At 73.8% G+C, this 26,739-nt stretch carries 21 protein-coding genes; 14 read left to right on the top strand and 7 right to left on the bottom strand.

The window, feature by feature from the left end; translation table 11 throughout:
* Window positions 1-64 precede the first annotated feature (64 nt).
* Window positions 65-3,418: a sacsin N-terminal ATP-binding-like domain-containing protein gene (locus AC07DI_RS07130; protein ID WP_478902754.1), complete on the bottom strand. Its 3,354-nt coding sequence runs from the start codon at window positions 3,416-3,418 to the stop codon at window positions 65-67.
* Between the two features lie 280 nt (window positions 3,419-3,698).
* Entirely contained in the window at window positions 3,699-4,637 is a 939-nt protein-coding gene (locus AC07DI_RS07135) for a DUF3027 domain-containing protein (protein WP_478902755.1), read from the bottom strand.
* A 733-nt stretch (window positions 4,638-5,370) separates the two neighbouring features.
* Here AC07DI_RS07135 and AC07DI_RS07140 point away from each other — a divergent pair.
* The 4 genes from AC07DI_RS07140 to AC07DI_RS07155 all read left to right on the top strand — a co-directional run bounded on the left by AC07DI_RS07140 (window position 5,371) and on the right by AC07DI_RS07155 (window position 9,017).
* Window positions 5,371-6,771, top strand: a complete 1,401-nt coding sequence (locus AC07DI_RS07140) for an MFS transporter (RefSeq protein WP_478902860.1) — start codon at window positions 5,371-5,373, stop codon at window positions 6,769-6,771.
* Between the two features lie 119 nt (window positions 6,772-6,890).
* Complete coding sequence (locus tag AC07DI_RS07145; RefSeq protein WP_384256920.1) at window positions 6,891-7,400, top strand: DUF2771 domain-containing protein; 510 nt, start codon at window positions 6,891-6,893, stop codon at window positions 7,398-7,400.
* The gene (locus AC07DI_RS07150) at window positions 7,397-8,104 is read left to right on the top strand and encodes a futalosine hydrolase (RefSeq protein WP_478902861.1); all 708 of its coding nucleotides are present in this window, start codon (window positions 7,397-7,399) and stop codon (window positions 8,102-8,104) included. Before AC07DI_RS07145 ends, AC07DI_RS07150 begins: the two co-directional genes overlap by 4 nt.
* Window positions 8,085-9,017 carry a 1,4-dihydroxy-6-naphthoate synthase gene (locus AC07DI_RS07155; RefSeq protein WP_478902756.1) on the top strand — a complete coding sequence of 311 codons (933 nt, stop codon included), beginning with the start codon at window positions 8,085-8,087 and terminating at the stop codon, window positions 9,015-9,017. The genes AC07DI_RS07150 and AC07DI_RS07155 overlap by 20 nt, the downstream gene beginning before the upstream one ends.
* A 59-nt stretch (window positions 9,018-9,076) precedes the next feature.
* On the opposite strand, the gene AC07DI_RS07160 is transcribed toward AC07DI_RS07155, so the two are convergent.
* Window positions 9,077-9,460, bottom strand: coding sequence for a cold-shock protein (locus AC07DI_RS07160; protein ID WP_384256915.1), 384 nt, complete (start codon window positions 9,458-9,460; stop codon window positions 9,077-9,079).
* 192 nt (window positions 9,461-9,652) lie between these two features.
* Here AC07DI_RS07160 and AC07DI_RS07165 point away from each other — a divergent pair, with 192 nt between their 5' ends.
* Window positions 9,653-9,904, top strand: a complete 252-nt coding sequence (locus tag AC07DI_RS07165; protein WP_384256913.1) for a hypothetical protein — start codon at window positions 9,653-9,655, stop codon at window positions 9,902-9,904.
* On the opposite strand, the gene AC07DI_RS07170 is transcribed toward AC07DI_RS07165, so the two are convergent.
* Entirely contained in the window at window positions 9,897-10,526 is a 630-nt protein-coding gene (locus AC07DI_RS07170; RefSeq protein ID WP_384256911.1) for an HAD family hydrolase, read from the bottom strand. The two genes, AC07DI_RS07165 and AC07DI_RS07170, sit on opposite strands and share 8 nt — an antisense overlap.
* A 116-nt stretch (window positions 10,527-10,642) precedes the next feature.
* On the opposite strand from AC07DI_RS07170, the gene AC07DI_RS07175 reads away from it, so the two are divergent.
* The 4 genes from AC07DI_RS07175 to AC07DI_RS07190 are packed head-to-tail and all read left to right on the top strand — an operon-like array spanning window position 10,643 to window position 14,596.
* A complete protein-coding gene (locus tag AC07DI_RS07175) occupies window positions 10,643-11,641 on the top strand; it encodes a FecCD family ABC transporter permease (RefSeq protein ID WP_478902757.1) in 999 nt (332 codons plus the stop codon).
* Window positions 11,638-12,762, top strand: a complete 1,125-nt coding sequence (locus AC07DI_RS07180; RefSeq protein ID WP_478902758.1) for a FecCD family ABC transporter permease — start codon at window positions 11,638-11,640, stop codon at window positions 12,760-12,762. Before AC07DI_RS07175 ends, AC07DI_RS07180 begins: the two co-directional genes overlap by 4 nt.
* Entirely contained in the window at window positions 12,759-13,598 is an 840-nt protein-coding gene (locus tag AC07DI_RS07185) for an ABC transporter ATP-binding protein (protein ID WP_478902759.1), read from the top strand. The genes AC07DI_RS07180 and AC07DI_RS07185 overlap by 4 nt, the downstream gene beginning before the upstream one ends.
* A gap of 11 nt (window positions 13,599-13,609) precedes the next feature.
* Window positions 13,610-14,596: an ABC transporter substrate-binding protein gene (locus AC07DI_RS07190; RefSeq protein ID WP_478902760.1), complete on the top strand. Its 987-nt coding sequence runs from the start codon at window positions 13,610-13,612 to the stop codon at window positions 14,594-14,596.
* 57 nt (window positions 14,597-14,653) lie between these two features.
* On the opposite strand, the gene AC07DI_RS07195 is transcribed toward AC07DI_RS07190, so the two are convergent.
* Entirely contained in the window at window positions 14,654-15,856 is a 1,203-nt protein-coding gene (locus tag AC07DI_RS07195) for an HAAS signaling domain-containing protein (RefSeq protein WP_478902762.1), read from the bottom strand.
* 291 nt (window positions 15,857-16,147) lie between these two features.
* Here AC07DI_RS07195 and AC07DI_RS07200 point away from each other — a divergent pair, with 291 nt between their 5' ends.
* Together AC07DI_RS07200 and AC07DI_RS07205 are read left to right on the top strand one after the other, a co-directional pair.
* A complete protein-coding gene (locus tag AC07DI_RS07200; RefSeq protein WP_478902764.1) occupies window positions 16,148-16,357 on the top strand; it encodes a hypothetical protein in 210 nt (69 codons plus the stop codon).
* 167 nt (window positions 16,358-16,524) lie between these two features.
* Entirely contained in the window at window positions 16,525-17,784 is a 1,260-nt protein-coding gene (locus AC07DI_RS07205) for a glycosyltransferase 87 family protein (protein WP_478902863.1), read from the top strand.
* 330 nt (window positions 17,785-18,114) lie between these two features.
* Here AC07DI_RS07205 and AC07DI_RS07210 read toward each other — a convergent pair whose 3' ends face one another.
* Window positions 18,115-19,755 (bottom strand): DNA repair helicase XPB, encoded by a 1,641-nt coding sequence (locus tag AC07DI_RS07210; protein WP_384256896.1) that lies wholly within the window; start codon window positions 19,753-19,755, stop codon window positions 18,115-18,117.
* 235 nt (window positions 19,756-19,990) lie between these two features.
* On the opposite strand from AC07DI_RS07210, the gene AC07DI_RS07215 reads away from it, so the two are divergent.
* The 3 genes from AC07DI_RS07215 (at window position 19,991) to AC07DI_RS07225 (ending at window position 26,091) form a co-directional block, all read left to right on the top strand.
* On the top strand, window positions 19,991-20,737 hold the full coding sequence (locus tag AC07DI_RS07215; protein WP_478902766.1) for a metallophosphoesterase family protein: 747 nt from the start codon (window positions 19,991-19,993) through the stop codon (window positions 20,735-20,737).
* A 107-nt stretch (window positions 20,738-20,844) separates the two neighbouring features.
* Window positions 20,845-23,454 carry a helicase-associated domain-containing protein gene (locus tag AC07DI_RS07220; RefSeq protein WP_478902767.1) on the top strand — a complete coding sequence of 870 codons (2,610 nt, stop codon included), beginning with the start codon at window positions 20,845-20,847 and terminating at the stop codon, window positions 23,452-23,454.
* A gap of 504 nt (window positions 23,455-23,958) precedes the next feature.
* Complete coding sequence (locus AC07DI_RS07225) at window positions 23,959-26,091, top strand: HelD family protein (protein WP_478902768.1); 2,133 nt, start codon at window positions 23,959-23,961, stop codon at window positions 26,089-26,091.
* Here AC07DI_RS07225 and AC07DI_RS07230 read toward each other — a convergent pair.
* The gene (locus AC07DI_RS07230) at window positions 26,088-26,690 is read right to left on the bottom strand and encodes a DUF2165 domain-containing protein (protein ID WP_478902769.1); all 603 of its coding nucleotides are present in this window, start codon (window positions 26,688-26,690) and stop codon (window positions 26,088-26,090) included. The genes AC07DI_RS07225 and AC07DI_RS07230 overlap by 4 nt on opposite strands.
* Window positions 26,691-26,739: the final 49 nt, after the last annotated feature.

The raw sequence follows: 26,739 nt of genomic DNA on the forward strand, positions 1-26,739 counted from the left end.
TTGTACGACAGTGAAGAAGATGTGACCGCCGGTCCGGAGAGCCGACGGTCACCCGACCGACGGGTCAGTCGAACCAGCGGTCCCGCGCCAACTCCGCCGTCCGCGAGGGATCTTCCAGCAGCGCCGCCACCTCGAAGCGGCGCGGCCACTGGCCCGCCGCCCAGGCGAGACCCGCCGCCACGCCCTCAAGCGTCGCCGCGTGCACCGCGCCGTCCGGGGTGCGGCGCCAGTCCAGCTCCACGCCGCCCGCGATCAGTTCGTCGTGCTCGATGTACGTCTCCGGGGTCGCCGGGCCGAGCAGGATCCGTACCGCTTCGGGGACCTCGTGCTCCGCTCCCTCCCCCGACGGCTCGACCGCCGCCGTCTCGCTGAGGCGCCGTACCTGGAACAGCTCCGCCAGGTCACCCGCCCGCCCCGGCCGCACGGGCAGCAGCGCCACGCCACCGGCCAGGGGCAGCAGGTCCGGGGCGTCGGCGACCACCGCGTCCGCCGCGTCGACCACCACGACCTCGCCGTCCACCACGGCGCGCAGCTCGTCGGGGAGCGTCACCTGTTCCGGGTCCAGGTCGGCCAGCGCGCCGTACAGCGCGTGCAGTTGGGCGGCGGAGACGGGCCGCTCCGGGTCCGCGAGCCGGTCGAGGAGTTCGGCGGCGCCGCCCGGCTCGTCGAGAAGGGCGGCCACGGACGTCCGTACGCCAAGCGCCCGCAGCACCTGCTCGTCGCCGAAGCCGGACGCGTCCGCCGCGTCGTACAGGCCCGCAAGGAGCGGATCGCTGCCCTCCGCCCGCAGGCCCGCGGGGTGGCGGCCGTCCAGGACCGGGTGGCCGCGCAGCCACCAGGCCGTGTACGAGCGGACGGTCTGCGTCGTGCCGTCCGGGAGCAGCACCCGCAGCGGCTGTGTCAGGGCGTCCCGCAGCGGCGGGCGCGACAGCATCGCGAGGGCCTCCGGCCAGCAGTCGTCGTCGACCAGATCGAGGTCGCGTACGGCGACGATCTCGGTGGCGACCGGCGGCACGGGGGTGTCGGGCAACCGGTCGAGGACGTCCTCGCACCACACGTCCACGGCGTCGAGGAGCCCCGCGTCGTCCGGCTCGGCGTAGTCGCCCTCGCGCGGCTCCAGTTCGTCGGGGTCGAGCACGACATCGGTGGCGCGTACGAGGGCGAAGGTGGCGAGCACACCGCAGGCGGCGAGGGGCTGCTCACCCCAGCGCTCGGCCAGCTCGTGATCGACGAGGGCAAGCTCGTCCTCCCGCATGACCCCGGCGAAGGCGCTGCCGGGCAGCACCAGCTCACCGGCCGGGGCGAGCTCGCCCTCCTCGTCGGGCAGCGCGAGCGCGGCCAGCCACGGCTCGTCGCCCGGCGCGAGGTTCGCGTCCCGCACGAGCGCGAGCACGACGTCCGCCAACTCCTCGGCGTCCAGCGCCTCCTCGTCCCACGTGTCGTCGTCGAGGGAGGCGGCGACGGCGGAACGTACCTGCGGTGTCGTGAGGACGGCACGCGGCGTCGCGGGCAGCGCGCCGAGCTTCTCCAGGAGCGGGTGGGCGGCTTCGGGGTGGGCGATCTTCAGCCCGAGGCGGGCCAGGAGGGCGGGGTCGGCGCCGCCCGCGTCACCGCCGCCCGGCGCGGGGAGCAGGACCTGGCGGGGGCCGATCGTTGTGCGTACGCCGCTGGGGCGGGGGGCGGCGGTGCCTGCGGTTCCGGGGCCGAAGTCCGCGAGGTCGCCCTCGGGGCCGAAGTCCGCGGGGTCGCCCTCGGAGCCGAAGTCCGCGGGGTCGCCCTCGGAGCCGAAGTCCGCGGGGTCGCCCTCGGAGCCGAAGTCCGCGAGGTCGCTCGTGGGTGCGCCTCCCGCCAGCGGGACCGGCAGGCCCGACAGGCGGTCCGGGTCCACCCCCGTCAGCGTGTCGTACAGCCGGTGCCACCAGCCCGGCTCCCTGTCCAGGCCCGCGAGCCGGTCGACCGCCTCGGTCAGCGGCACCCGGGCCACCCCGAGCGTGCGCAGCTCGGCGCGGCGCTCAAGGCCCGCGGGCAGCAGGCTCGGCAGCACCTCGGCGAGGACCCGGACGGTAGCGGCGCCCGCGCCCTCCACGACCTCCGCGTCCCGCGGTCGCAGGGCCTGCGGCAGCCCGTCCTCGTCGTCATCGGCGCGGGGCAGCGCGGGCGGCAGGAAGGCGGTGCGGGGCAGCCGCGCCAGGATGGCCTGCCGCAGCGCGCCGTCCAGCTCACTCCTGCCCAGCGGGCCAGGCACGAGACCGATGATCCCCTCGGTCACGGGACGCCAGCCGTCCAGGAGTCCGGCGTACGCGTCCGCCGCCCGCTCCACCAGGAAGTCGGTCAACGGTCCCGGCGCCGCGTGCCGCCGCGCGGTGTCCAGCGGGAACGACGCGATGAGCAACGCCGGTACGCCCAGCGGCTCGTCGCTCGGGGTCGGCGCGTGCAGGACGGCGGTGGTACGGGGCTGCTCCGGGGCACCGTCGTGCCCCACCGGCACGGCCCAGGTCACCGACCAGTGCGGGCGCAGCCGCTCCTCGACGGGCCGGTCCTTCAAGAGGGCGGCGTCGAGCGGCCCGTGCGTGCTGACGGTGCGCCAGCGCGTCGTGCCGTCCCGGCTGTCCTCGACGACGGTGTACGGGTCCTCGACGCGCCGGCGCAGCGTACGCGTACCGCCGTCCGGCGTCTCGATGCGCACCTCCTCCAGGCCGGGCAGGGCCAGGAGCAGCGCGTCGTCGACCTCGTCGAGCAGCCGGGCCACCAGGTCCTGCGCGGCGGCGTCGCGCAGCGGCAGGATGACGACGGTGTCGTAGCCCTCGGGGGCGCTGCCCTCGGCGGCGAGCGGCAGCCGCAGGAGCGGTACGTGGCCGTCCCTGCGCCGGATCTCGTCGCCGAGCCCCGGGCTGAAGCGGGCGGTCTCCGCGGCGAGTTCGCGCGCCTCGGACAGCGACCAGCGGACACCGCCGGTACGTCCGACGACGGCGGGCTCGTCGGAGACGGCGAGCACGGCGGCGAAGCCGACGCCGAAGCGGCCGACGCTGCTGGGGGTGCCGGGGGTGCCGGTCCCTGGGCCGGCCTCTCCCTCGTTTGCCCCGCTCTGCCGCTTGGCGGACGCCCGGAGCGTGGAGAGGGACTCGACGCCGGTGGCGTCGAGGGGAGTGCCGCTGTTCGCGGCGGCGAGGACCCCGTCGCGCAGGGTCAGCGCGAGGCGCCCTGGCACGCCCGCGCGGGCGGCGGCGTCCGCGGCGTTCTGGGCGAGCTCCACGACGAGGCGGTCGCGGTAGCCGCCGAGGGCGAGGTCCTCCTCGGCGTTCGCGTCCTCGCGGAACCGGGCCGGGGCCGCCGCCCACGCGTCGAGGACTCCGCGGCGGAGGCGGGCGGTGCCGAAGGGGTCAGTGCCCTCGGCCGCCGGCCGCACGGTCTTGCTCACGGTCGTCTCTCTTCTCTGCGTCGGCATCCGTTACGGGGGCGTGGTGTGCCCTGCGGCGAACGGTACCGCGCAGAGAAGGGGCGGGTGGGCGGGGAGAACACCGCGAAGCGGCGACGCGCGGGGGGGCTTCGCAGGGCGTCCGGGGGTCACTCCCGCGCGGACACCCGGCGCGGAGCGACCCACCGGGCGCAGCCCGGACCCACCCGATCGTGGGCGCCGGGATGGGTGCCGGGTGGGCGCCGGGTGCGCGCCGGGTACGAACCCGTCGCGCCCGCGGAGCCTACGAGTGACCGAGGTCCTCGTTCGGTCCCTCCACGCTCACCGATCCGGAGTCCGCCGCGGGCCGCAGCGGAAGCACGTCCACCCGCGTCTCGTCAAGGACGGGCGGCGCGGGCCGCGGCGGCTTCGGCATGATCGCGGCCTCGGAGTGCCCGCCGCACCCGTACGACAGGGAGACGACATGCCCGTCCGCGGGCCCGAACTCATTGCCGCAGATGCCGAACGCCTGCCCGAGCGAGCCGCCGATCCGGACGAGGAAGCCGCAGCTGACGCACGCCGCGGGCGCCGCCTGCGCCATCGGGGTCTTCGCGCCGTACGCCTCGTCCCAGCGGTCCGCGGCGACATGCAGGCCGTAACGGGACAGCACCCGCGCCCGCCGCATGCCCAGCTCGTCGGCGACCGCCGCGATGGAGCCGCGGGCGGGCAGAACCGGCAACTCGGCGGGCGAGACGGCCGTGACCTCGGCGTCCTCCGCCTCGACGAGCTCAGCCATCTCCTGTGACACCACGGAGTTGGGCGGCGGCTCCTCCTCGCCCGAGTAGCCGGGCTCCAGGCGCAGGTCCTCGGCGTCGGTCGGCAGCAGGTCGCCCGGGCCCATGTCGCCGGGCCGGAGCCGCTCGCTCCACGGCACCCACTCGGGGGCGAGGAGGGCGTCGGGGCCGGGCAGCAGCACCGTCTCGTCGAGCGTGACGACCTTCGCCCGCGAGGCACGGGCGACCGTCACCGCCCAGCGCCAGCCCCGGTAGCCGAACTCCTTGCACTCGAAGAGGTGCGTGACGACGCGGTCGCCCTCCACGACGACCTCGACATGCTCACCGACCACACCGGGCGCGGCGGCCTCCTCGGCCGCGGCGCGTGCCAGGCCGACCGCCTCGGCGCACAGGCGGTCGGGGGTACGCGGGGTGCGCGGGGTACGGCTTCGCGTTGTCGCTGCGCTCACAAGTATCGCTTCTCTCCTACGCCGTCTCACGAGTGCGCCACCCTTACGCGGAGGTGCGGACGGAGCGGACCAGTGGGCCGCGTCAACGTCCGCGCCCGACGTTCTGGGGCGCGCCTACGTCACCCATTCTGCGGGATGACCGAGAGGCGCGCGGCCAAGAACAACCGCCGCAGGCGCGCTACGCACGCTACCTTCTCCTGGCCCCTGGGCCTACACCGACGTACGCCGCCGCGTCCCGAGCCGCTCTTCGCGCGCCCGCTTCCTCCCGCCGGTTGCGGCTCTCCGGCTCCTCACGAGTCCCCCGGCGCGACACCTCCACGCGTCGCCGCTACGCGGCGTTTTCCCCACCCACCCGCCCTTTTCCACACCCCTCGCGGCGCGAGGCAAACGGGTGGGTGGACGGGAAACCCCGCCGCGAAGCGGCGAAGAACGCCGGCCCTGCGGCGCGGAGCAACGGGTGGGCGGGCGGGAAACCCGCCGCGGAGCGGCGAAGAACACCAGCCCCCCGGCTGACAGTGACAGACCCACCCCAACCGCCGCGGAGCGGCGAAGAACGCCGGCCCCGCGGCGCGGAGCAACGGGTGGGCGGGCGGGAAACCCGCCGCGGAGCGGCGAAGAACACCAGCCCCCCCGGCTGACAGTGGCAGACCGAAAGCCCGCCAGGCTCACAGCCAGTATCCGCACTAGTACGCCCCCAACAGGGCACTATGACGGAGTGGCCCCCACCAGGTCGATGCCCGTAGGAACCGTCTCGCCAGGACCCGCGAGACGGGCCGCGCGTGCGCTCGGCCGCGCCCTGCACCTCCCCTTCACCGGCACGGCCCGCGGCATCCGCAAGGCCACCCACGCCCACGGAGCGGGCGAGTCGGGGCTCGGCAAGCTGATCGAGCTGCACGCGGTGAACGGCGCGGGCGACGTGATGATCACCGTCGCGCTCGCCTCCACCGTCTTCTTCTCGGTACCGACGGACGAGGCCCGCGGCCGCGTCGCGCTCTACCTCGCCATCACCATGGCACCGTTCACGCTCCTCGCCCCCGTCATCGGCCCGCTCCTGGACCGGCTCCCGCACGGCCGCCGTGCCGCGATGGCGGGCGCGATGCTGGCCCGTGCGCTGCTCGCCCTCGTCCTTTCGGGCGCGGTCGTGACCGGCAGCGTGGAGCTCTACCCCGCCGCGCTCGGCGTGCTCGTCGCCTCCAAGGCGTACGGGGTGGTCAGAAGCGCCGTCGTCCCACGCCTCCTGCCCCTCGGCTTCTCCCTGGTCAAGGCCAACTCACGGGTCACTCTCGGCGGTCTCCTCGCCACGGCCGTCGCGGCGCCCATAGGAGCCGGGCTGCAGGCGCTCGGGCCACGCTGGCCCCTGTACGGCGCCTTCGTGATCTTCGTATCGGGGATGTTCCTGTCGTTCTCGCTGCCGCCGAAGGTCGACTCGTCGAAGGGCGAGAGCAGGGCGCTGCTCGCCGCCGACGAGGAGCATCTGCATCTGCACGGCCGTGCGGACGACCCCGACGACCCCGACGAGACCCGCAAGAAGCGCATGGGGCTGCGTACGGTCGGCCCCGCCGTCACCCATGCCCTGGCTGCCAACGCGGCGCTGCGCTGCCTCTCCGGCTTCCTCATCTTCTTCCTGGCGTTCCTGCTCCGCGAGCACCCCCTCGCGGGGCAGAGCGCGGCGGTCTCGCTCGGCATAGTGGGCGTCTCAGCGGGTGCGGGCAACGCGCTGGGCACGGCCGTCGGCGCCTGGCTGAAGTCCCGGGCGCCGGAGATCATCATCGTGACCGTCGTCGCGGTGGTCCTCGGCGTGGCGGTCGTGGCCGCGCTGTTCTTCAGCGCGGTGGGCGTCGCCTGTCTCGGCGCGTGCGCGGGCTTCGCGCAGGCGCTGTCGAAGCTGTCCCTGGACGCGCTGCTCCAGCGGGACGTACCGGAGGAGATCCGCACCTCCGCGTTCGCCCGTTCCGAGACGCTGCTCCAGGTGGCGTGGGTGATCGGCGGCGGCATCGGCATCGCCCTGCCCCTGATCGGAACGCTCGGCCTTTCGGTGGCGGCGGCGATCGTGGCCATCGGCTGGCTGTCGACCGTCCGCGGCCTCCTCACCTCCTCCCGCCACAGCGGCCCGCACCGCACCCGAGTGGTGTGAGAGAGACCTGAGAGGCCCGGCGGGCGACCCACGCTCCGTCCGAGCGCAGCCGCACACGCCGCGGCACGCCACGACCCCCGCGTAACCGCACCCCCCGACCCGCCCGATAGCCTTCGGCCATGACCTCCCTGCTCCGCGGCGGAGCCGCGAATGTGAACAGCGCGGCGCGCCGCCGCCGCACCGTGGCCGCGCTTGGCGCCGTCTCCGCCGGACTCCTCGTCCTCTCCGCCTGTGACAAGCCGACGCCGCTGGCCACCGTGACGGTCGGCAGCGACTCGGTGCACACCGAAGCCTCCTGCTACAACGACGGCAAGGAGCTGAAGAAGTCGCAGCTGAAGTCCTGCCTGCAGGACAAGAACGTCAAGTCCATCAAGATCGACCCCGATGAGAAGGTCCGCTTCGGCGTCGACCCGGAGCTGGCCGACAAGGGCTGGACGCTGCTGATGAACGGTCAGCCGCTGACCGAGGCCAGCAAGAAGACGTACGTGGTCATCCCGGGCAGCGTCTTCTTCAACCAGCAGTACGGCGGTGGCGGCAGCAAGTCGACCGTCAGCCTGCTCGAGGGCGGCAAGGGCTCCGAGTCGAAGGCCACGGGCCTCTGGTCGTTCAAGTTCGAGAAGGACTCCTGACCACGTCCGCCACGCCGGCCCCACCCGGGCCCCGCATCCTGGTAGCCACCGCGGTCCCGGCCGAACGGGACGCGGTGGCCGGGGCGCTGACCGAGGGCGGCCCGGACACCGACGTCCTGGCCGTCGGCGTAGGCCCGGCCGCCGCCGCGGCGGGCACGGCGACCGCACTCGCCCGAGCCGCCGCCGAGGCCCGCCCCTACGCCCTCGTCGTCTCGGCCGGCATCGGCGGCGGCTTCACGCCCCACGCCCCCCTCGGCTCGCTCGTCGTCGCCGACGAGATCACCGTCGCCGACCTGGGCGCCGAGACGCCGGACGGCTTCGCCCCCGTCACCGAGCTCGGCTTCGGCGCCGTCACGCACCGTCCGCCGCGTTCCCTCGTACGGGACGTGGCCGACGCCTGCGGCGCCGCGACCGGCACCGTCCTCACCGTCTCCACCGTGACCGGCTCCGCCGAGCGCGCCGCCGAGCTGCGGCTGCGCCACCCGCGCGCCCTGGCCGAGGCGATGGAGGGCTTCGGCGTCGCCGAGGCGGCGGCCCTGCACGGCCTGCCCGTCCTGGAGATCCGCGCGGTCTCCAACCCCGTCGGCCCGCGTGACCGTGCCGCCTGGCGGATCGGCGACGCGCTGGCCGCGCTGAGCGACGCGTTCGGGAAGTGCGCGCCGGTACTGAGAGGTTGCACCACACATGACGTCACACACGACTGAGCCCGCCGCGGCCCGCCCCGGCCGCCCGCTGCGCATCGCGTACTCCCCCTGCCCCAACGACACGTTCGTCTTCGACGCCTGGGCGCACGGCCGGGTGCCGGACGCGCCGGAACTCGACGTCACGTTCGCGGACATCGACATCACGAACGGCATCGCGGAGCGCGCCGCGGCCCGGCACTCCTCGCCGCCCCCCGCCCCGTCCTCCACGGACCTGGACCTCGACATCCTCAAGGTCTCCTACGCCGTCCTGCCGTACGTGCTCGACGAGTACGCCCTGCTGCCCTGCGGCGGCGCCCTCGGCCGCGGCTGCGGCCCGCTGGTCCTGACCCGCGAGCCGGGCGTCGACCTCACCGGGAAGACCGTCGCCGTGCCCAGCGAGAAGTCGACCGCCTACCTGCTCTTCAGGCTGTGGGCGGCGGACACGCTGTCCGGTGACGGCGTCGGCGAGATCGTCGTGCTGCCCTTCGACCAGATCATGCCCGCGGTGCGCGACGGCAAGGTCGACGCGGGCCTGGTCATCCACGAGGCGCGCTTCACGTACCAGAACTACGGTCTGCACCGCCTCGCCGACATGGGCGAGCACTGGGAGGCCACGACGGGCCTGCCGATCCCGCTGGGCGCGATCATCGCGAAGCGGTCCCTCGGCGCGGAGCGGCTGCGCTCCCTCGCGGACGCCGCCCGCGCCTCGGTCCGCATGGCGTGGGACGACCCGGAGGCCTCCCGCCCGTACGTCCTCGAGCACGCCCAGGAGATGGACCCGGCGGTGGCCGACCAGCACATCGGCCTGTACGTCAACGAGTTCACCGCCGACCTCGGCGAGGACGGCTACGCGGCGGTCCGCGGCCTGCTGACGCGCGCCGCGGCCGAGGGACTCGTACCGCCCCTCGGCCCGGACGCCCTGGCGTTTCCCTAGCGGGACTCGAGCCGCGCTCCACACGCCGGCGCGGCTCGGACCCCGCTCTGCATCCCGCTCTACACGTCCAGCTGGTCCGCGACCGCCCGCAGCAGTCCCGCGATCTTCGCGCCGGACGCCTTGTCGGGGTAGCGGCCCTTCTCCAGCATGGGCGTGATGTTCTCCAGAAGTGTCGTCAAGTCCTGGACGATCGACGCCAGTTCGTCCGGCTTGCGGCGCTGCGCGGCCGCCACCGACGGCGTCGGGTCGAGAACCGCGACCGAAAGGGCCTGGTCACCGCGTTGTCCCGCGACCACGCCGAATTCGACGCGCTGGCCGGGCTTGAGTGTGTCGACGCCGGCGGGCAGTACTGAGGAATGCACGAAGACGTCGCCGCCGTCGTCGCGGGAGAGAAAGCCGAAGCCCTTCTCGCTGTTGAACCACTTGACCTTGCCGGTAGGCACGTGAAGTCCTCGTCCTCGTACTCGTCGTACTCGTCTGTGCCGGGTCCGCCCGTCCGGTGCGACGGGGCGTAAACGGCTCTGGATAGCACTACAGCGGGTCGCCCGACCCGCCGGGACCAAGACTATTGGTCCGGGAGCCGGTGACAAGACGTCCCCGGATTGTTCCTTCGCGCTGGGAACTACCCTGGTCGGGTGCGTGACAAAACCCAAGCGAATTCCGCCGGACCGGGCGATGGAATGGTTCGGACCGGAGCAATCGTCTTCTTCGTCGGAGCCGTGGCCACACTGGTCACGGTGGCCCCGCTGTTCCTGGACAAGGACCCCTTCCCGTCCATCGCGTACGCGGTGTGCATGCTGATGGGCGTCGGGTTCCTCATCGCCGCGGCCGGGGTGCTGCGCGGCATCGCCTTCCAGCGGCGCCGGGCCAGGTCCGGCACTAGCTAGCCGCGCCCCGCGCCACGTACGCGTCGAGCCACGCGGGGAACTCCGCGAGGCCGCCGAGCACCACGTCCGCGCCCGCCGCGCGCAGTTCCGCTGCGTCGCACGGCCCGGTCGCCACCGCGACGGACAGCGCGCCCGCCGTACGTGCGCCGCGTACGTCACCGGTGTGGTCCCCGACGTACACCGCCGCGCCGTACTCGCGCAGCGCCTCGGCCTTCGCCTCCGCCCACAGCCAGCCGATGACGGCGTCGGCCTCGATGCCGAGGTGCGCCAGGTGGAGCTTCGCGTTGGGCTCGTGCTTGGCGGTCACGACGATCGCCCGGCCGCCGTGCGCGTGGACCGCCGCGACGGCCTCACGGGCACCGGCCATCGCGAGCGTCGGCGCGATGGCGTGTGTGGTGTAGATCTCACGGTAGAGGTCGCCCACCTCCTGGATCTTCTCCTGCGGAAACCAGTTCTTCAGTTCCTCCTCCAGGGGCGGGCCGAGCCGCGTCACGGCCAGGTCGGCGTCGACGTACGTTCCCGTCGCCGCGGAAAGCGCCTGATAGGCGGCCTTGATGCCGGGCCGGGAATCGATCAGGGTCATGTCGAGGTCGAAGCCGACGGTCAGCGTGTGTGAGCTCATGCGTCCATTCTGCCGAGGCCGGGCGCACCGCCCGCCCTAGACTTAGCCTCGCCTTACCGAGCCACGTCATGCTCCACGAGTGCCTGCCCGCCCTCCGCGTGAAACGAGCCCAGCCGATGCGTGTGCCCGTCCGACGTGCCGCCGTGCTGGCGGCGGCCGTCGTGGCCCTGCTGCTCGCCGTTCTGCTCAGCCTCGCCGTCGGCGCCCGCGCCATCGCGCCCACCGCCGTCTTCGACGCCCTGCTGCACGGCGGGCACGGCGACTCCGCCGAGGTGGTCCGCGGGATGCGGCTGCCCCGCACGGTGCTCGGCGTGCTGGTCGGCGCCTCGCTCGCACTGGCAGGCACCGTCCTCCAGGGCATGACCCGCAACCCCATCGCCGACCCCGGCATCCTCGGCATCAGCCAGGGCGCATCGGCCGCCGTCGTCCTCGCCATCGCCTACGCCGGCGTCCACACCCTGACCGGATACGTCTGGTGGGCGTTCACCGGCGCCGCCCTCGCCTCCGTCGCCGTCTACGCCGTCGCGGCCGGCGGCCGGGGCGGCGCGACCCCCGTGAAACTCGCGCTCGGCGGCGCCGCGATCAACGCACTCCTCGTCTCCGTGACGACCGCCGTCCTCACCACCAAGGCCTCCGCTCTCGACGAGTTCCGGTTCTGGCAGGTCGGCTCGCTCTCCGGACGCGACGCCCAGATCGTCGGCCGGATCTGGCCGTTCCTCCTCGTCGGCCTGGTGCTCGTCCTCGCCGTCGCACGCGGCCTGGACGCGCTCGCGCTCGGCGAGGACGTGGCGAAGGGACTGGGGCAGAACGTCGCGGCGGTACGGATCGTCGGCGGGCTCGGCGCGACGGTCCTCACCGGAGCGGGCGTGGCCGCCGCGGGACCCATCGCCTTCATCGGCCTGGCCGTGCCGCACATCGCCCGCGCCCTCATCGGCGGCGACCACCGATGGGTGCTGCCGCTCGCGGCCGCACTTGGCCCCGTCATGCTCCTCGCCTCCGACACCGCCGGGCGGATCGTCTTCCCGCCCGGCGAGGTGCCCGCCGGGGTGATGACGGCGCTCATCGGGGTGCCCTTCCTCGTGACGCTCGTACGCCGCAGGGCGGTGGCCGCGTGACCACGGCCTCCCCGGCCCCCGCTCCCGCGCCCGCCCCGGCCCGCACCCCACGCCGCGTCCGCCCCACCGGATACGCGGTGCTCCGCGTGCGCGGGGCCACCTTCCTCGTGCACCGGCGGGCCGCCCTTGCCGCCACCGCGCTCACCCTGCTGCTCGCCGCGAGCTGCCTCGCGTACCTCTGCGTCGGCGAGACCTTCGTACCGCCCACCGAGGCCCTCAAGGTCGTCCTCGGCCGCCCCTCCCCCGACGAGCTGGTCGTCGGCACCCTGCGCCAACCCCGCCTGGCCGTCGGCCTGTTGACCGGCGCCGCGTTCGGGGTCGCGGGAGCGCTGATCCAGACCGTCGTCCGCAACCCCCTCGCCAGCCCCGACATCATCGGCGTCAGCCACGGCGCGAGCGCGCTCACTGTCGGCGCGATGACCTTCGGGGTCACCTCGTACACCGTCCTGCCCTACCTGTCCGTGCTCGGCGGCATCGCCGCGGCGGCCCTCGTCTACGTCTTCGCATGGCGCGGCGGCCTGCACGCCACCCGCTTCGTCCTGATCGGCATCGGCTTCGCCATCGCCCTGCGCTCGGTGACGACGCTCTTCATGACGAAGGGCGACTACCTCGTCGCCCAGCAGGCCCAGATCTGGCTGACGGGCTCCCTCAACGGCCGCGGCTGGGCCGAGGCGAACCCGCTCGGCCTCACCCTGCTCGTCCTCTTCCCCTGCGTCCTGTGGGCGGCCCGCGCCCAGCGCGCGGTCACCATGGACGACGACACGGCGACGGCCCTCGGCACCCGCCTGGGACACGTACGCCTCGGGCTCGTCCTGCTCGGCGTCGTCCTCGCCTCGGTCGCCACCGGCGCCGCGGGCCCCGTCGACTTCGTGGCGCTCCTCGCCCCGCAGACCGCCCGCAGACTGACCCGCACCGCCCAGCTCCCGCTGCTCTCCTCGGCGCTGCTCGGCGCGCTGATCGTGGTCCTCGCCGACCTCCTCGCCCGCCGCCTCTTCGCCCCCACCGAGCTGCCGGTGGGCGTCCTGACGGCGGCGGTCGGCGCCTCGTACCTGATCTGGCTGCTCATGAGCGGCCACAGCACGCGCACCCGTTCCGTCCGCCGCTCTGGAGGCACGCAGTGACCGCCGCCCCCGCCGCCACCCGCCTCTCGGCCCGCGGGCTGACCCTCGCCTACGACGACCGCACGGTCGTCGACGGCCTCGACCTCGCGCTCCCCGACGGCAAGGTCACGGTCATCGTCGGCCCCAACGCCTGCGGCAAGTCCACGACGCTGCGGGCCCTCGGCCGCCTCCTCAAACCGCGCGGCGGCGCCGTCCTCCTCGACGGCGCATCGCTCGCCGCGCTCCCCACCAAGAAGATCGCGCAACAGATCGGGCTGCTCCCGCAGACGCCCGTGGCCCCCGAGGCGATCACCGTCGCCGACCTCGTCGCCCGTGGCCGCCAGCCCCACCAGCACTGGTGGCAGCAGTGGTCCGACGCCGACGAGAAGGCGGTGACGGAGGCGATGGAACGTACCGACGTCACCGCGCTCGCCGAACGCCCCGTCGACGCGCTCTCCGGCGGCCAGCGCCAGCGCGTGTGGATCGCGATGGCCCTCGCCCAGGACACCGGCCTGCTGCTCCTGGACGAGCCCACCACCTACCTGGACATCGCCCACCAGGTAGAAGTCCTCGACCTGATACGCCAGTTGAACCACGACCGGGGCCGCACGGTCGCCGTGGTCCTGCACGACCTCAACCAGGCCGCACGGTACGCCGACCACCTCGTCGCCATGAAGGACGGCGCGGTCGTCGCCGAGGGCGCCCCCGCGCGGATCGTCACCGAGAGCCTCGTGCGCGAGGTCTTCGGCCTGGAGTGCGTGGTCGTACCGGACCCCGTGACCGGCTCCCCCCTGGTCGTCCCCGGAGCGCCCTGGTCCGCGACCGCCCCCGCCCCGAGGTTCCCGAGGCCCTCGTGAAAGGTGTCCCCATGACCCGCTTCCGCTCCCCGCTGCGCCGCGCACTCCTCACCGGCGTGCTGGCCCTGACCGGCGCGCTCATCCTGACCTCCTGCGGCTCCTCCTCGGACTCCGACGGCTCGGGAGGCTCCGGGACCTCCGGCAGGACCCGGACGGTGAAGACCGCCATGGGTGAGGTGAAGGTGCCCGAGAAGCCCGAACGCGTCGTCGTCCTCGACACCGCCGAACTCGACTCGGCGATCACGCTCGGCGTGAAGCCGGTCGGCTCCACGCACGTCGAGGCGGCGTCGGGCCTCCCCGGCTACCTGCCCAGGGACAAGGTCAGCGGCATCAAGGACGTCGGCGAGATGATGAACCCGAACCTGGAGGCCGTCGCCGGGCTCAAGCCGGACCTGATCCTCACCTCCAAGATCCGGCACGCCGCCAAGTACGACCAGCTCAAGGCGATCGCCCCGACCGTCATGACGGAGACCACCGGCTACCCCTGGAAGGCCAACTTCCAGCTGCACGCCGAGGCGCTGGGCAAGCGGGCCGAGGCGGCGAAGGCCGTCGCCGACTACCGGGCACACGCCAAGAAGGTCACCGCGGCCATCGGCGGCCCCGCGAAGGCCGCGCGGACCCACGTCAACATCCTCCGCTTCATGGAGGGCGCCGACATCCGCCTCTACGGCGACCAGAGCTTCATCGCCACGATCCTCAAGGACGTCGGCCTCGGCCGCGCGCCGATCTCCGCGAAGGCGAAGGACGGCTTCTCCTACGACCTGTCCCCCGAGAAGATCGATCTCGCGGACACGGACGTCATCTTCCGCTCCACGTACGGCGATCCGAAGAAGTCCAAGGAGACGCAGACCGTCGGCAGCGGCCTGTGGAAGAACATGAAGGCGGTGAGGTCGGGCAACGTCCACACCGTCCAGGACGAGCTGTGGATCCAGGGCATCGGCTACACCGCTGCGGACAAGATCCTGGACGAGCTGCGGGCGGACCTGACGGAGAAGTAGCGGGCGCCGCTGTCGGAGCCTGTCTTCGAACCCTCGTCGTCCGCGTCCCCCAGCCCCTCAGAGCCGTTGCCGCTGCGACCTCCACAGCAGGAAGAGCGCGGAGGCGACGGCCGCGCCGCGCACCACCCACGGCCAGGTGTCGGCGATCGCGTCGCTCATGTGCCCGTCCGCTATCGGCTCGCCCCAACGGCCGTTGCCGCGCCCCCACAGCCAGCCGATCCCGGCCGCCACCGAGAGCGCGGGCAGCCCCAGCGCCGCGAACTTCGCCTCGGCGCGGGAAAGCCTGCGGGTGGTGTAGGCGATGAGCCAGCCGACGCCGAGGGCGAGGAAGTTGCCGAGGATCGCGCCGACGGTGAGGAGCGCGGCGGCGAGCAGGAGCAGTGGGTTGTTGAAGCTGATTCCGGTGCCGGTGCCTGTGCCTGCGCCCGTGGCTGCTCGGCCCCGGGGGAACCGCCACCGGCGCCGCCCGACCCCCGGTTCCTCCGCTTCCTCCGCTCCTTCCTCCTCTTCCTCGCCCTCCTCGTACTCCTCGTACTCGTCCTCAACTTCCTCTTCGTCCGAGGTCGCGGGGCCGCCCTTGGTGAGGCGGGGGCCGCGCCGGCGCGCGTCGTCCTTCGAGGGCGGGGGCTTGAGTATCTCGGGGATCTCCACGCCGCCGACGAACCCGGGAACGCTGTCGGCGACGCCGAACGGGCTGCTGTCCACCCGCCACCAGTCGGGTTCGGACCCGCTGGGCCCCAATTCGTCGGAGCCCGCGAGGTGCGGCGGCGAGGCCCCCTCGAACTCCACGGGTCCGGGGGGCTCCGGGGTGGAGCGGCGGGGCCGGGGCACGATGCGCCGCAGCCGCCGGGGGGCGCCGTCGCCGTCCGCGTCCGGTCCGTCGTCGGACTCCTGGCGCAGGTGGGCGCGGGGCTGGAGCCGCTGTCGGGGTCGGGGGCGGGGCAGTCTCGGCCGGGGCACGCTCGGGCCCGTCGGCGCACCCGTGGAACCGGACGCGTCCGACGCACCCGCCCCGTCCGTTACGTCACCGGAGGCGCCGCCCGCCGCTTCGACGATCTCTTCCGGGGTGCCGAGGCGGGCGAGGATGCGGCGGACGGTGGCGGGGCTGTCACCGGCGCCTGTGGCCCGCCCCCGGTCGATCCGGTTCCGCAGCTCGGAGACGAGCCGCATCCGGTCGCCGGACGGCAACTGCCGCTGCTGCGCCAGGTCTCCGACCCGGCTCAGATAGTCGTAGACCAGCTGATCGCTCTCGATCCCCACGAAGTCCCCTCCGGGGCGGCTGCGTTGACGCGCCGCGGTTGTGCCCAGCGCTCTCGACGGTACCGCCTCCGGGCGGGGGCGCCTACGCGGACTCGTCCCCAGCGGCTTCCCCAGCCCCGCCCCCGTACCCCGAGAGGGACTCAGGAGACGGGACTCGGACCGGGACCCGGACCCTAGGGGGAGGCATCCCTCTTAAGGCGTACGGGATCCCTCGCAGGGTGCACCGGAGGCCGAGGGCGGGTTGCACCGCAGGCCGATGCGCGGATGGAGGCGGGAAAGCAGCATGGAGACATGAGCACAGCGACCTTCACTCCCGCGTCCGCCCGGTCCGCCGCCACCCTCGCAGAGACCGCCGACTCCGCGACCGCCGCCCGCGGCGGCACCACGCATCCGCCCCGCTCGGGCGGCGCCCTGCGCGCCGCCAAGGCCTTCGTGAGCGCCGCGTTCGGGGTCGTGGTGCTCGGCGAGTACGCGGAGGAAGCGGGCGTACGGCGCCGCTGACCCGCGCCCGCCCCCGCCGACCCGACAGCCCCTCGCCGACCACCCGGCGCCCAGTACCCCTACGTCGCCCACCGACCTCCCTCACCTCCAGCCCCGCCATCCACTAAAGTCACGCCGTGCCACCACGCAACGTGACCACTCCATCACCCCTCGCATCAGGCGTCACCCTGCTCGCGGTCTCCCTCACCTCGCTGGCCGCTCTCTGCGTCGTCCAGCACGTCCCGATGGCCGACACCCTGGTCTACCGGGCCGAGGGCGCAGCCGTCGCGGGCGGCCATGATCTGTACGGGTTCACGGTCACCCGGTGGCAACTGCCCGCCACCTACCCGCCGTTCGCCGCCATCCTCTTCGTACCGACGGTCTGGCTTCCCCTCGGCGCGCTGAAGGCCGTCTTCCTGACGGGCAACGTCGCCCTCCTCGCCCTCCTGGTCCACCTCTCCTGCCGACTGGCGGGCCGCCCCGCCCGAGCCCCGCTCCTCTGCGCCGCCACGGCCCTCGCCCTCTGGCTCGAACCCGTCTTCCAGACCGTGCTGTTCGGCCAGATCAACCTCGCGCTCGTCTGCCTGGTCCTGTGGGACCTGACCCGGCCGCCCGGCGCCGTCGGCAAGGGCTTCGCGCTCGGCGTCGCGGCCGGCATCAAGCTGACCCCGGCCGTCTTCATCGCGCACCTCTTCCTGCGGGGCCGCACCCGTGAGGCGGCCACCGCGCTCGCCTCGCTCACCGGCACGGTGCTGCTCGGCGCGCTGGTGCTGCCCGCCGCCAGTGTCGAGTTCTGGACGCGGCGGGTCTTCGAAACGGGCCGCGTCGGCAAGGCGTGGATCGTCGACAACCAGTCGCTGCAAGGCCTGATCGCACGTCTGCTGCACGATGCGGAGCCGGGCGCGGCCTGGGCCCTACCGGCTGCCCTGACAGCGGCCGTCGGCCTCTGGCTGGCGAGTCGCATCCGCGACGAACCCCGCGCGCTGCTCCTGACCGCGTTCACGACCCTGCTGATCTCGCCCATCAGCTGGTCCCACCACTGGGTGTGGTGCGTGCCGCTCCTCGCCGTGCTGGTCACGGAGGGCCAACGGCGCCTGGCCGCGGTCCACGCCGTGCTCTTCGCGTCCCGCACGTTCTGGCTGCTGCCGCACGAGGGCGACCTGGACCTTCACCTGCCGTGGTGGCAGCAGGCCTTGGCGGCGCCGTACCCGCTGCTCGCGCTGGCGCTGCTGCCGATGTTGAGTACGTACCTGAGTACGCGGACAGAGGTGCCGCCCCCGCGCGCGGCGGTTGACTCCTCCCATGACCACCGAGCCGCGAACCGAGACGACCTCCCGCGCCGAGACGACCTCCCGCACCGAGCCGGAGTCGCGCGCCGAGCCGGAGTCGCGCGCCGAGCCGGAGCCCCGCGCCGAGCCGGAGTCGCGCGCCGACTGGGCCGCCCGTAACGCCGCCCATGCCGCCGCGAACCCCATCCCCCGCCAAGCCCGCGTCGTCGCGCTGGCCCTGGCGACCCCGGCCGTCCTGCTGCTCCTCGTCATCGGCTGGTGGATCGTCGCGCTCGACGCGGAACTCGGCGACGCGGCGTCGTCGGAACACCAGGATCTGGTGGCCCGCTACGGCCTCGCGGCCTTCGCGGGACTCGGCTGCCTGACGGCGGGCTGGCTGACGCCGCGCGACTCGCGCGCGGCATGGCTGCGGACGGCGTTCGCGCTGACGTCGCCCCTGGCGATTCCCGTGGTCATGCTCGCGAGGGGCTGAGCACCCACCGCGCGCCGCTATCCGGCGAGCAGCTCGTCCGCGTCCACGATCCGGTACGCGTACCCCTGCTCGGCGAGGAACCGCTGCCGGTGGGCGGCGAAGTCCTGGTCGATGGTGTCGCGGGCGACGACGGAGTAGAAGCGCGCCTCGTGCCCGTCGGCCTTGGGCCGCAGGACCCGGCCGAGCCGCTGGGCCTCCTCCTGCCGCGAGCCGAACGTGCCGGACACCTGGATGGCGACGGTGGCCTCCGGCAGGTCGATGGAGAAGTTGGCGACCTTCGACACGACGAGGACGGAGATCTCACCCTCCCTGAAGGCGCCGAAGAGCTTCTCGCGCTGCGCGTTCGTGGTCTCGCCCTTGATGACGGGCGCGTCCAGGTGCTCGCCGAGCTCGTCGAGCTGGTCGATGTACTGCCCGATGACGAGGGTCTGCTCACCGGCGTGCTTCTTGACCAGCGCCTCGGTGACCTTCCGCTTGGTGGCGGTGGTCGCGCAGAAGCGGTACTTCTCCTCGGCCTCCGCGGTGGCGTACGCGAGCCGCTCGCCGTCCGTCAGATTGACCCGGACCTCGACGCAGTCGGCGGGCGCGATGTAGCCCTGCGCCTCGATCTCCTTCCACGGGGCGTCGAACCGCTTGGGCCCGATGAGCGAGAAGACGTCGGACTCGCGCCCGTCCTCCCGTACGAGGGTCGCGGTGAGCCCGAGGCGGCGGCGGGCCTGGAGGTCGGCGGTGAACTTGAAGACGGGCGCGGGCAGCAGGTGCACCTCGTCGTAGATGACGAGTCCCCAGTCGCGCGAGTCGAAGAGTTCGAGGTGCGGGTAGATGCCCTTCCGCTTGGTCGTCAGCACCTGGTACGTGGCGATGGTGACGGGCCGGATCTCCTTCCTGGTCCCGCTGTACTCGCCGATCTCGTCCTCCGTGAGGGAGGTCCGCTTCACCAGCTCGTGCTTCCACTGGCGGGCGGAGACGGTGTTGGTGACGAGGATGAGCGTCGTGGCCTTGGCCTGCGCCATGGCCCCGGCGCCGACGAGGGTCTTCCCCGCGCCGCAGGGCAGCACGACGACACCGCTGCCGCCGTGCCAGAACCCCTCGACGGCCTGCTGCTGGTAGGGCCGCAGCGACCAGCCGCTTTCGTCCAGGTCGATCGTGTGGGCCTCACCGTCGACGTATCCGGCGAGGTCCTCGGCGGGCCAGCCCAGCTTGAGCAGCGTCTGCTTGATCTGCCCGCGCTCGGAGGGGTGCACGGCGACGGTGTCCGGGTCGAGCCGGGCGCCGACGAGCGGCTGCACCTTCTTCGACCGCAGGATCTCTTCGAGGACGGGCCGGTCGGTGGTGGTGAGGACGAGCCCGTGGGTGGGGTGCTTGGAGAGCGTGAGCCGCCCGTACCGCGCCATCGTCTCGGCCACGTCGACGAGCAGCGCGTGCGGTACGGGGTAACGGGAGAACTCCACGAGCGCGTCCACGACCTGCTCCGCGTCGTGCCCGGCCGCTCGCGCGTTCCACAGCCCGAGCGGGGTGACGCGGTAGGTGTGGATGTGCTCGGGCGCCCGCTCCAGCTCCGCGAAGGGCGCGATGGCCCGGCGGCAGGCGTCGGCCCGCTCGTGGTCGACCTCGAGCAGGAGAGTCTTGTCCGACTGGACGATGAGGGGACCGTTCACGCGAGCGCCCTTTCCTTAGGCCAAACGTCCAGTGTGCCGCATGGGGGCGGTTCGCGGTGGTGAGGTCGGCTACAGGGGGCGCCGGGGCCCGGCCCGGGCCACCGGCCAGAATCGTCTTGGCTGCGCTCTGCCCTCGTACGCCCTCCCTCGTACGCCCTCCCTCGTACCCCCCTCCCCTCGTACGCGCGCAGCGAAAGAGACCGCCCCCACGCGCCCCCCGCCTCACCCTGGTCACATGCTGAATCGAATAGCCGTCCTGTCCGACATCCACGGCGTCCTCCCCGCCCTGGAGGCGGTCCTCGCCGAACCGGACATACGCGCGGCGGACCGCATCGTGCTGACCGGCGACATCGCGGCAGGACCGCAGCCCGTCCAGGTCCTCGACGCGCTGGTCGGCCTCGGTGACCGCGCCGTCTGGATCAGCGGCAACGCCGACCGCGAGCTGCTCGAACACCGCCGCGGCGAGCGCGACACGTTCCCCGACCCCATCGCGCCCTGGGCCGCGGAGCAGCTCCGCGGCGACCACCTCGCCCTGCTCGCCGCCCTGCCGCCCTCGGCGCGCCTGCGCCTCGACGGCCTCGGCGACGTCCTGTTCTGCCACGCCACACCGCGCGACGACGAGGAGATCGTCCTCGTCGACTCCCCCCTCGAACGGTGGCAGGAAGTCCTCGGCGGGGTGGACCCGGACGTACGCACGGTGGTCTGCGGCCACACCCACATGCCGTTCGTCCGCCTCGCGCACGGCCGCACGGTGATCAACCCCGGCAGCGTCGGCATGCCCTACGGCAGCCCGGGCGCCCACTGGGCACTCCTGGGCCCGGGCATCGACCTGCGGACGACGCACTACGACATCGAGGCGGCGGTCACCGACGTGACCCGGGACTCCGACTACCCGGAGATCACCGCATGGGCCGACTACTACGTGCGGGCCCGCGCCACGGACGCGGAGGCACTGGCGGCGTTCGGCGGAAGGGAGGGGTAGGCGGCGGCCGAACTCGGGGCGCGTGTCGCGGTGGTGGGCGTGCGGCAGGCGCGTCGGCACCGGTCGACACCCCCACCACGCCAACCCGACCCGCTACCGTGAACCGGATGAGCACCGACGAGCCGCAGCCCACGGACAGCGCCAGCGCGTCGCCGCGCGGCGCGGACACGCCCCGCTCCCTCGCCGAGGCCCTCCGGTCGCGTGGCGACGGCGCGCTCGCCGGGCTGCTGCGGGCGCGGCCCGATCTGCTCAGCCCCGTGCCGACGGACCTCACCCAGCTCGCCACCCGCGCGGGCACCCGCGCCTCCGTGGTGCGGGCCCTTGAGCGGCTCGACCGGTTCGCACAGCAGGTGGCGGAGGCGCTCGCCGTGGCGTCGGAGCCCGCCTCGTACGACGAGGTGCGCGCGCTGCTCGCGGGGGACGACGGGGACCCCGCCGTCGAGGAGGCGCTGCCCCGCGCCCTCGCCACCCTGCACGAGCAGGCTCTGGTGTGGGGCTCCGACGACCGGCTCCGGCTCGTCCGTACCGCCCGTGAGCTGCTCGCCCCCACCCCGCAGCATCCGTCCCCGACCGGCCTCGGGCCGACCGTCGCCGAGGCCACGGCGGGGATGTCGCCCAACCGGGTGCAGGACATCGTCGCGGCGGCCGGGCTGCCCACGACCCACGATCCCGTCTCCGCCGTGCGGTCCCTGACCGCGCTGTTCACCGACCGCACCCGGATGTCCGCACTGCTCGACGAGGCGCCCACCGAGTCCGTGGAAGTACTGTCCCGGCTGGTGTGGGGGCCTCCGTACGGGCAGGTCACCGCCGAGCCCGCCCGGCACCTGCGGTGGCTCCTGGACCGGGGGCTGCTCCTGCCCACCGCTCCCGGCACGGTCGTCCTGCCCCGCGAGGCCGCCCTGCACCTGCGCGCAGGACGCGCCCACCGCACGACCGAGCCGACGCCGCCGCCCGTCGGGGCGGCGCGCGAGCACCGTCCACAGGTTGTGGACGCGACCGCCGCGGGCCAGGCGTACACCGCGCTCGCCACCGTCGAGGAACTCCTGAAGGAATGGGACGAGGGCGGCCCCGCGGTGCTGCGCGCGGGCGGCCTCAGCGTGCGCGACCTGAAGCGGACGGCGGTGGCGCTCGACACGTCGGAGCCGATGGCCGCCTTCTGGGTCGAACTGGCCTACGCGGCGGGCCTGCTCGCCTCCGACGGCGAGGCCGACGAGCGGTACGCCGCGACCCCCGCCTACGACGAGTGGCAGGAGCTGCCCGCCGCCGAGCGCTGGTCCGCCCTCGCCACCGCGTGGCTCGCCGCCACCCGCACGGCCGGCCTCGTCGGCGGTCGCGACGGCAAGGACCGCACGCTCTCCGCGCTCGGCCCGCACCTGGACCGCTCCGCCGCCCCCGAGGTCCGCCACCGCGTCCTCGACCTGCTCGCCGCGCTGCCCGAGGGCGCCGCGCCCGACCCCGACTCCCTCCTCGCCCGGCTCCGCTGGGAGCGCCCCGCCGCCGGGCGCCCGCGTCCCGTCCCCGCTTCCACCTCCGCCTCCGCTTCCGCTTCCGCCAAGGACGGCGCCGCCAATCCCTCCGACTCCCCGACCCTCCAGGACCTGCGCTCCCGTATCGCCCGATGGACGCTGAGCGAGGCCGAGTTGCTGGGTGTCACGGGGCGCGGGGCGCTGTCGGCGCACGGGCGGGCGTTGTTGCCGGAGGGCGGAACGCAGCGCGGAGGGGGCAGCGAAGCCGGAGGGCCCGGCGGAACCGGCGGAACCGGCGAGCAGAGTGTCGCCGCCGCCCGTGCCGCGCGGCTCCTCGCGCCCCTCCTCCCCGAACCCCTCGACCACGTCCTGCTCCAGGCCGACCTCACCGCCGTGGCCCCCGGCCCGCTGGAGCGACCTCTCGCCGACGCCCTCGCCGTGCTCGCCGACGTCGAGTCGAAGGGCGGCGCCACCGTCTACCGCTTCACGCCCGGCTCCGTACGCCGCGCGCTCGACGCCGGGCAGGCCGCGTCCGACCTGCACGCCTTCCTGGCCGCCCACTCCCGTACGCCGGTTCCGCAGCCCCTCGCCTACTTGATCGACGACGTGGCGCGCAGACACGGCCACCTGCGGATCGGTGCCGCCTCCGCGTACGTACGCTGCGACGACGAGGCCCTGCTCAACGAGATCTTGGCCGACAAGCGCGCCCAGAGCCTGCGGCTGCGGCGTCTTGCGCCCACCGTGCTCGCCGCCCAGGCGGATCCCGCCGCACTCCTGGAGGGGCTGCGCGCCATGGGGTTCGCGCCGGCTGCGGAGAGCGCGGAGGGCGACGTCCTCATCACCCGTGCCCATGCGCATCGCACGCCGCCGCGTTCGGCGCCCGAGCCGGTGCCGGACGGGCCGCCGTTGCCCGGTCCTACGCTCATCGACGCGGCGGTACGGGCGATCCGTGCGGGTGATCTGGCGACTACGGCGCCCCGCAAGGAGACTCCCGCCTCCGCCTCCGCCTCCGACGGGCGGCTGCCGCGCACCACGGCCGCGGAGACGCTCGCGACGATGCAGGCCGCGGTGCTGACGGGGGAGGCCGTCTGGATCGGGTACGTGAACGCGGAGGGCTCCGCGAGTCAGCGGGTGATCGCCCCCGTGCGGGTGGAGGGCGGCTTCGTCACCGCGTACGACCACACGGCGGATGAGGTCCGTACGTATCCCTTGCATCGCGTCACCGGGGTGGCCGAGCTCGCCGACGACTAGCCCCGCCCCGTCAGGGGCGCGAGGAACTGCGCGACCAGCCACGACACAGCCGCACCCGGGAAGCCGACCCCGACCCGCCAGCCGCTGTCCCCGGCCGCACACCGGTGGGGGCCGAGCGCGCAGTTCCCCGCGCCCCTAACGGTGCCCGCCCCCACAGGGGCGCGAGGAACTGCGCGACCAGCCACAACACAGCCGCACCCGCAAAACCGACCCGACCCGCCAGCCGGTACCCCCGGCCGCACGCCGGTGGGGGCCGAGCGCGCAGTTCCCCGCGCCCCTGACGGGGCGGGGCCCAGCCCCCCGCCGACGGCACGGGATCTCCCCCCCCCCGGCCCCCCACGGGAAAACTCGTTGGCCCGCGCAGGCAGCGGCCGCCTAGGATGCCTCCTTCCCCGCCTCCCCCGCGGAGCGCCGCCGCCCGGACGGAAACCGGTCGGTCACTTGCCCGAGCAGCAGCAGAGCAGAGGCCGCACCCAGACATCGCAGAACCGCCGGAGGCACCCCGTGCACGCGCAGCACGCCCATCCCGACCGTCCCGCCCCGCTCGATTCCGAAGGTCCCCTGGCCAGAGAACGACGGCATCTCGCCGCGTCCCGTGCCGCCCTGCGGGCCATGCGTGAGGACGCCGAGGCCCTCGACATCCGGGACGTCACCGCGAACTGGGTGAACGCCGCGGTCCTGGAGCGGCAACTCGACGAACGCATCAAGTCCCTCGCCGACCTCGCCCACACCCCGCTCTTCTTCGGGCGGCTCGACTACCTGCACGCGCCGGGCGCCGAGCAGGCGGAGGGCGCCGAGGGCGAGCAGTTCTACATCGGGCGGCGGCACGTCCACGACGCCGACGGGGACCCGATGGTCATCGACTGGCGCGCGCCGGTCTCACAGCCGTTCTACCGGGCGTCCAAGAAGGACCCGATGGACATCGCGCTGCGCCGCCGGTTCGGTTACACGGGCGGTGACCTCACCGCGTACGAGGACGAGCACCTCAGCGACGCCACGGAGGCCGAGCGGACCAGCAAGCTCCTCCAGCAGGAGATCGAACGGCCGCGCGTGGGGCCGATGCGGGACATCGTCGCCACCATCCAGCCCGAGCAGGACGAGATCGTCCGCAGCGGGCTGAGCGGGAGCGTGTGCGTGCAGGGCGGTCCCGGCACCGGCAAGACGGCCGTCGGCCTGCACCGGGTCGCCTACCTCCTGTACGCGCACCGCGAGCGGCTCGCCCGCACCGGCACCCTCGTCATCGGGCCGAACGCCTCCTTCCTCCACTACATCGAGCAAGTACTACCGGCGCTCGGCGAGTTGGAGGTCAAGCAGGCCACCGTCGACGATCTCGTCGCCCACGTGGAGGTGCGCGGCACGGACGAGTCGGCCGCCGCGACGGTCAAGGGCGACGCGCGGATGGCCGCGGTGCTGCGCAACGCCGTGCGCTCGCACGTCAGCATGCCCACCGAGCCCATCGTGGTCGTGCGCGGTTCGCGCCGGTGGCGTGTCCCCGCGTACGAAGTGGAGGAGATCGTCCAGGAGTTGCTGGCGCGGGACATCCGGTACGGGGCCGCGCGGGACGCCCTTCCGCAGCGCATCGCCCACGCCGTGCTCGTCCGCATGGAGCAGGCGGGCGAGGCACCGGACGACCGGGTGCAGGACGCCGTCGCCCGCAACGCCGCGGTGAAGGCGGCCGTGAAAGCGATCTGGCCACCCGTCGATCCTGCGAAGCTCGTGCTGCGGCTGCTGTCCGACGCGGAGTTCCTCGCCGCGCACGCGGCGGGAATCCTGAGCGAGGAGGAGCAGCGGACCGTCCTGTGGGCGAAGCCCGCGCGGAGTGTGAAGTCCGCGAAGTGGTCCACCGCCGACGCCGTGCTGATCGACGAGGCCACCGACCTCGTCTCGCGCACGCACTCCCTGGGGCATGTCGTCCTCGACGAGGCGCAGGACCTCTCACCGATGCAGTACCGCGCGGTGGGGCGGCGCTGCACAACGGGTTCGGCGACCGTCCTCGGTGATCTCGCGCAGGGCACCACCCCGTGGGCCACCCGCAGTTGGGCCGAGGCGCTGCGGCATCTCGGCAAGGAGACGGCCGTCGTGGAGGAGCTGACGGCCGGTTTCCGTGTGCCGCGCGAGGTCATCGCGTACGCGTCGCGGCTGCTGCCGCACATCGCGCCGGGTCTCGCGGCGGTCGAGTCGGTGCGTGAGTCGCCCGGTTCGCTGGCGGTGCGGCAGGTGGCGGACGCCGATGGTCCGGGCGCCGACGACGTGGGCGCCGATGGCCCGGACGCCGCCGATGGCCTTGACGCGGCCTGTCTGGCGGCCTGCGCCGAGTCGCTGCGGCAGGAGGGGTCCGTCGGTCTCATCGCGGCGGACGCCCGCGTTCCCGCGCTCGCCGAGGCGCTGACGGCGGCCGGGATCACGTACCTCTCGCCCGGCCAGGAGACGACGCCAGACACCCGTCTCACGCTCGTGCCCGCGTCCCTCGCGAAGGGCCTCGAGTACGACTACGTGGTCCTCGACGAGCCCGCCGCCGTCGTCGACGGGGAGCCCGACGAGCGGACGGGTCTGCGCCGGCTCTATGTGGCGCTGACCCGTGCCGTGTCCGGGCTGATCGTCGTACACCGCGCCCCGCTGCCCGCGCAGCTGGGCTAGGCGGTGTCCTTCTCGGGGCCGCCGGCCGCGGGACCGGTGGCCGCGACGGCGTCCGTCGGCGCCTCCGCGGACGGCAGGTGCGTCACGATGAGCACGATGCCCGCGAGCGTGATCACGCGCGTGGCCGCGTCCAGGCCGTTCCAGGCGTCCGACTGCCACATGGCGAACCATTCGCCACCGATGCCGATGAATCCGACCCCGAACAGGACGAGGATCATCAACAGGCCGGTCGTACCGGCCTGTTGGGCGCGGCGCCGTCCGTGTGGGCGGCGCAGCGCCCGCGCCCACAGGACCGTCGACGTGGCGAGCATCAGGGCGGCCAGGGTCTCCCAGGCGATGATGCCCACGTAGGCCGCGTCCTGCAGCGCGGTGGAGTCCACCGCGCGCCAGCGCAGACCGTTGTCCTTGAAGGTGGTGTCCATCGACAGGACGTGGTGTACGAACTGCTGGTTGGTGTCGAAGTCGGTGATGTTCCCGAACGCGACGAGCGCGATGTAGAGCGCGACCGTCCCGGTGAGCAGCATCGCGGCGACGGGCACTGTCCCGGCCGCGAGGATCCGTTCCGCGGGGCGCGGCTGATGTATGGGTGGTGTCGGCATGAGGTCCCCTCCGTGTCAACCCAGTTCTATCGCGTCCCACGGAGAAACG

The sequence above is a fragment of the Streptomyces sp. NPDC044106 genome (assembly GCF_056433985.1).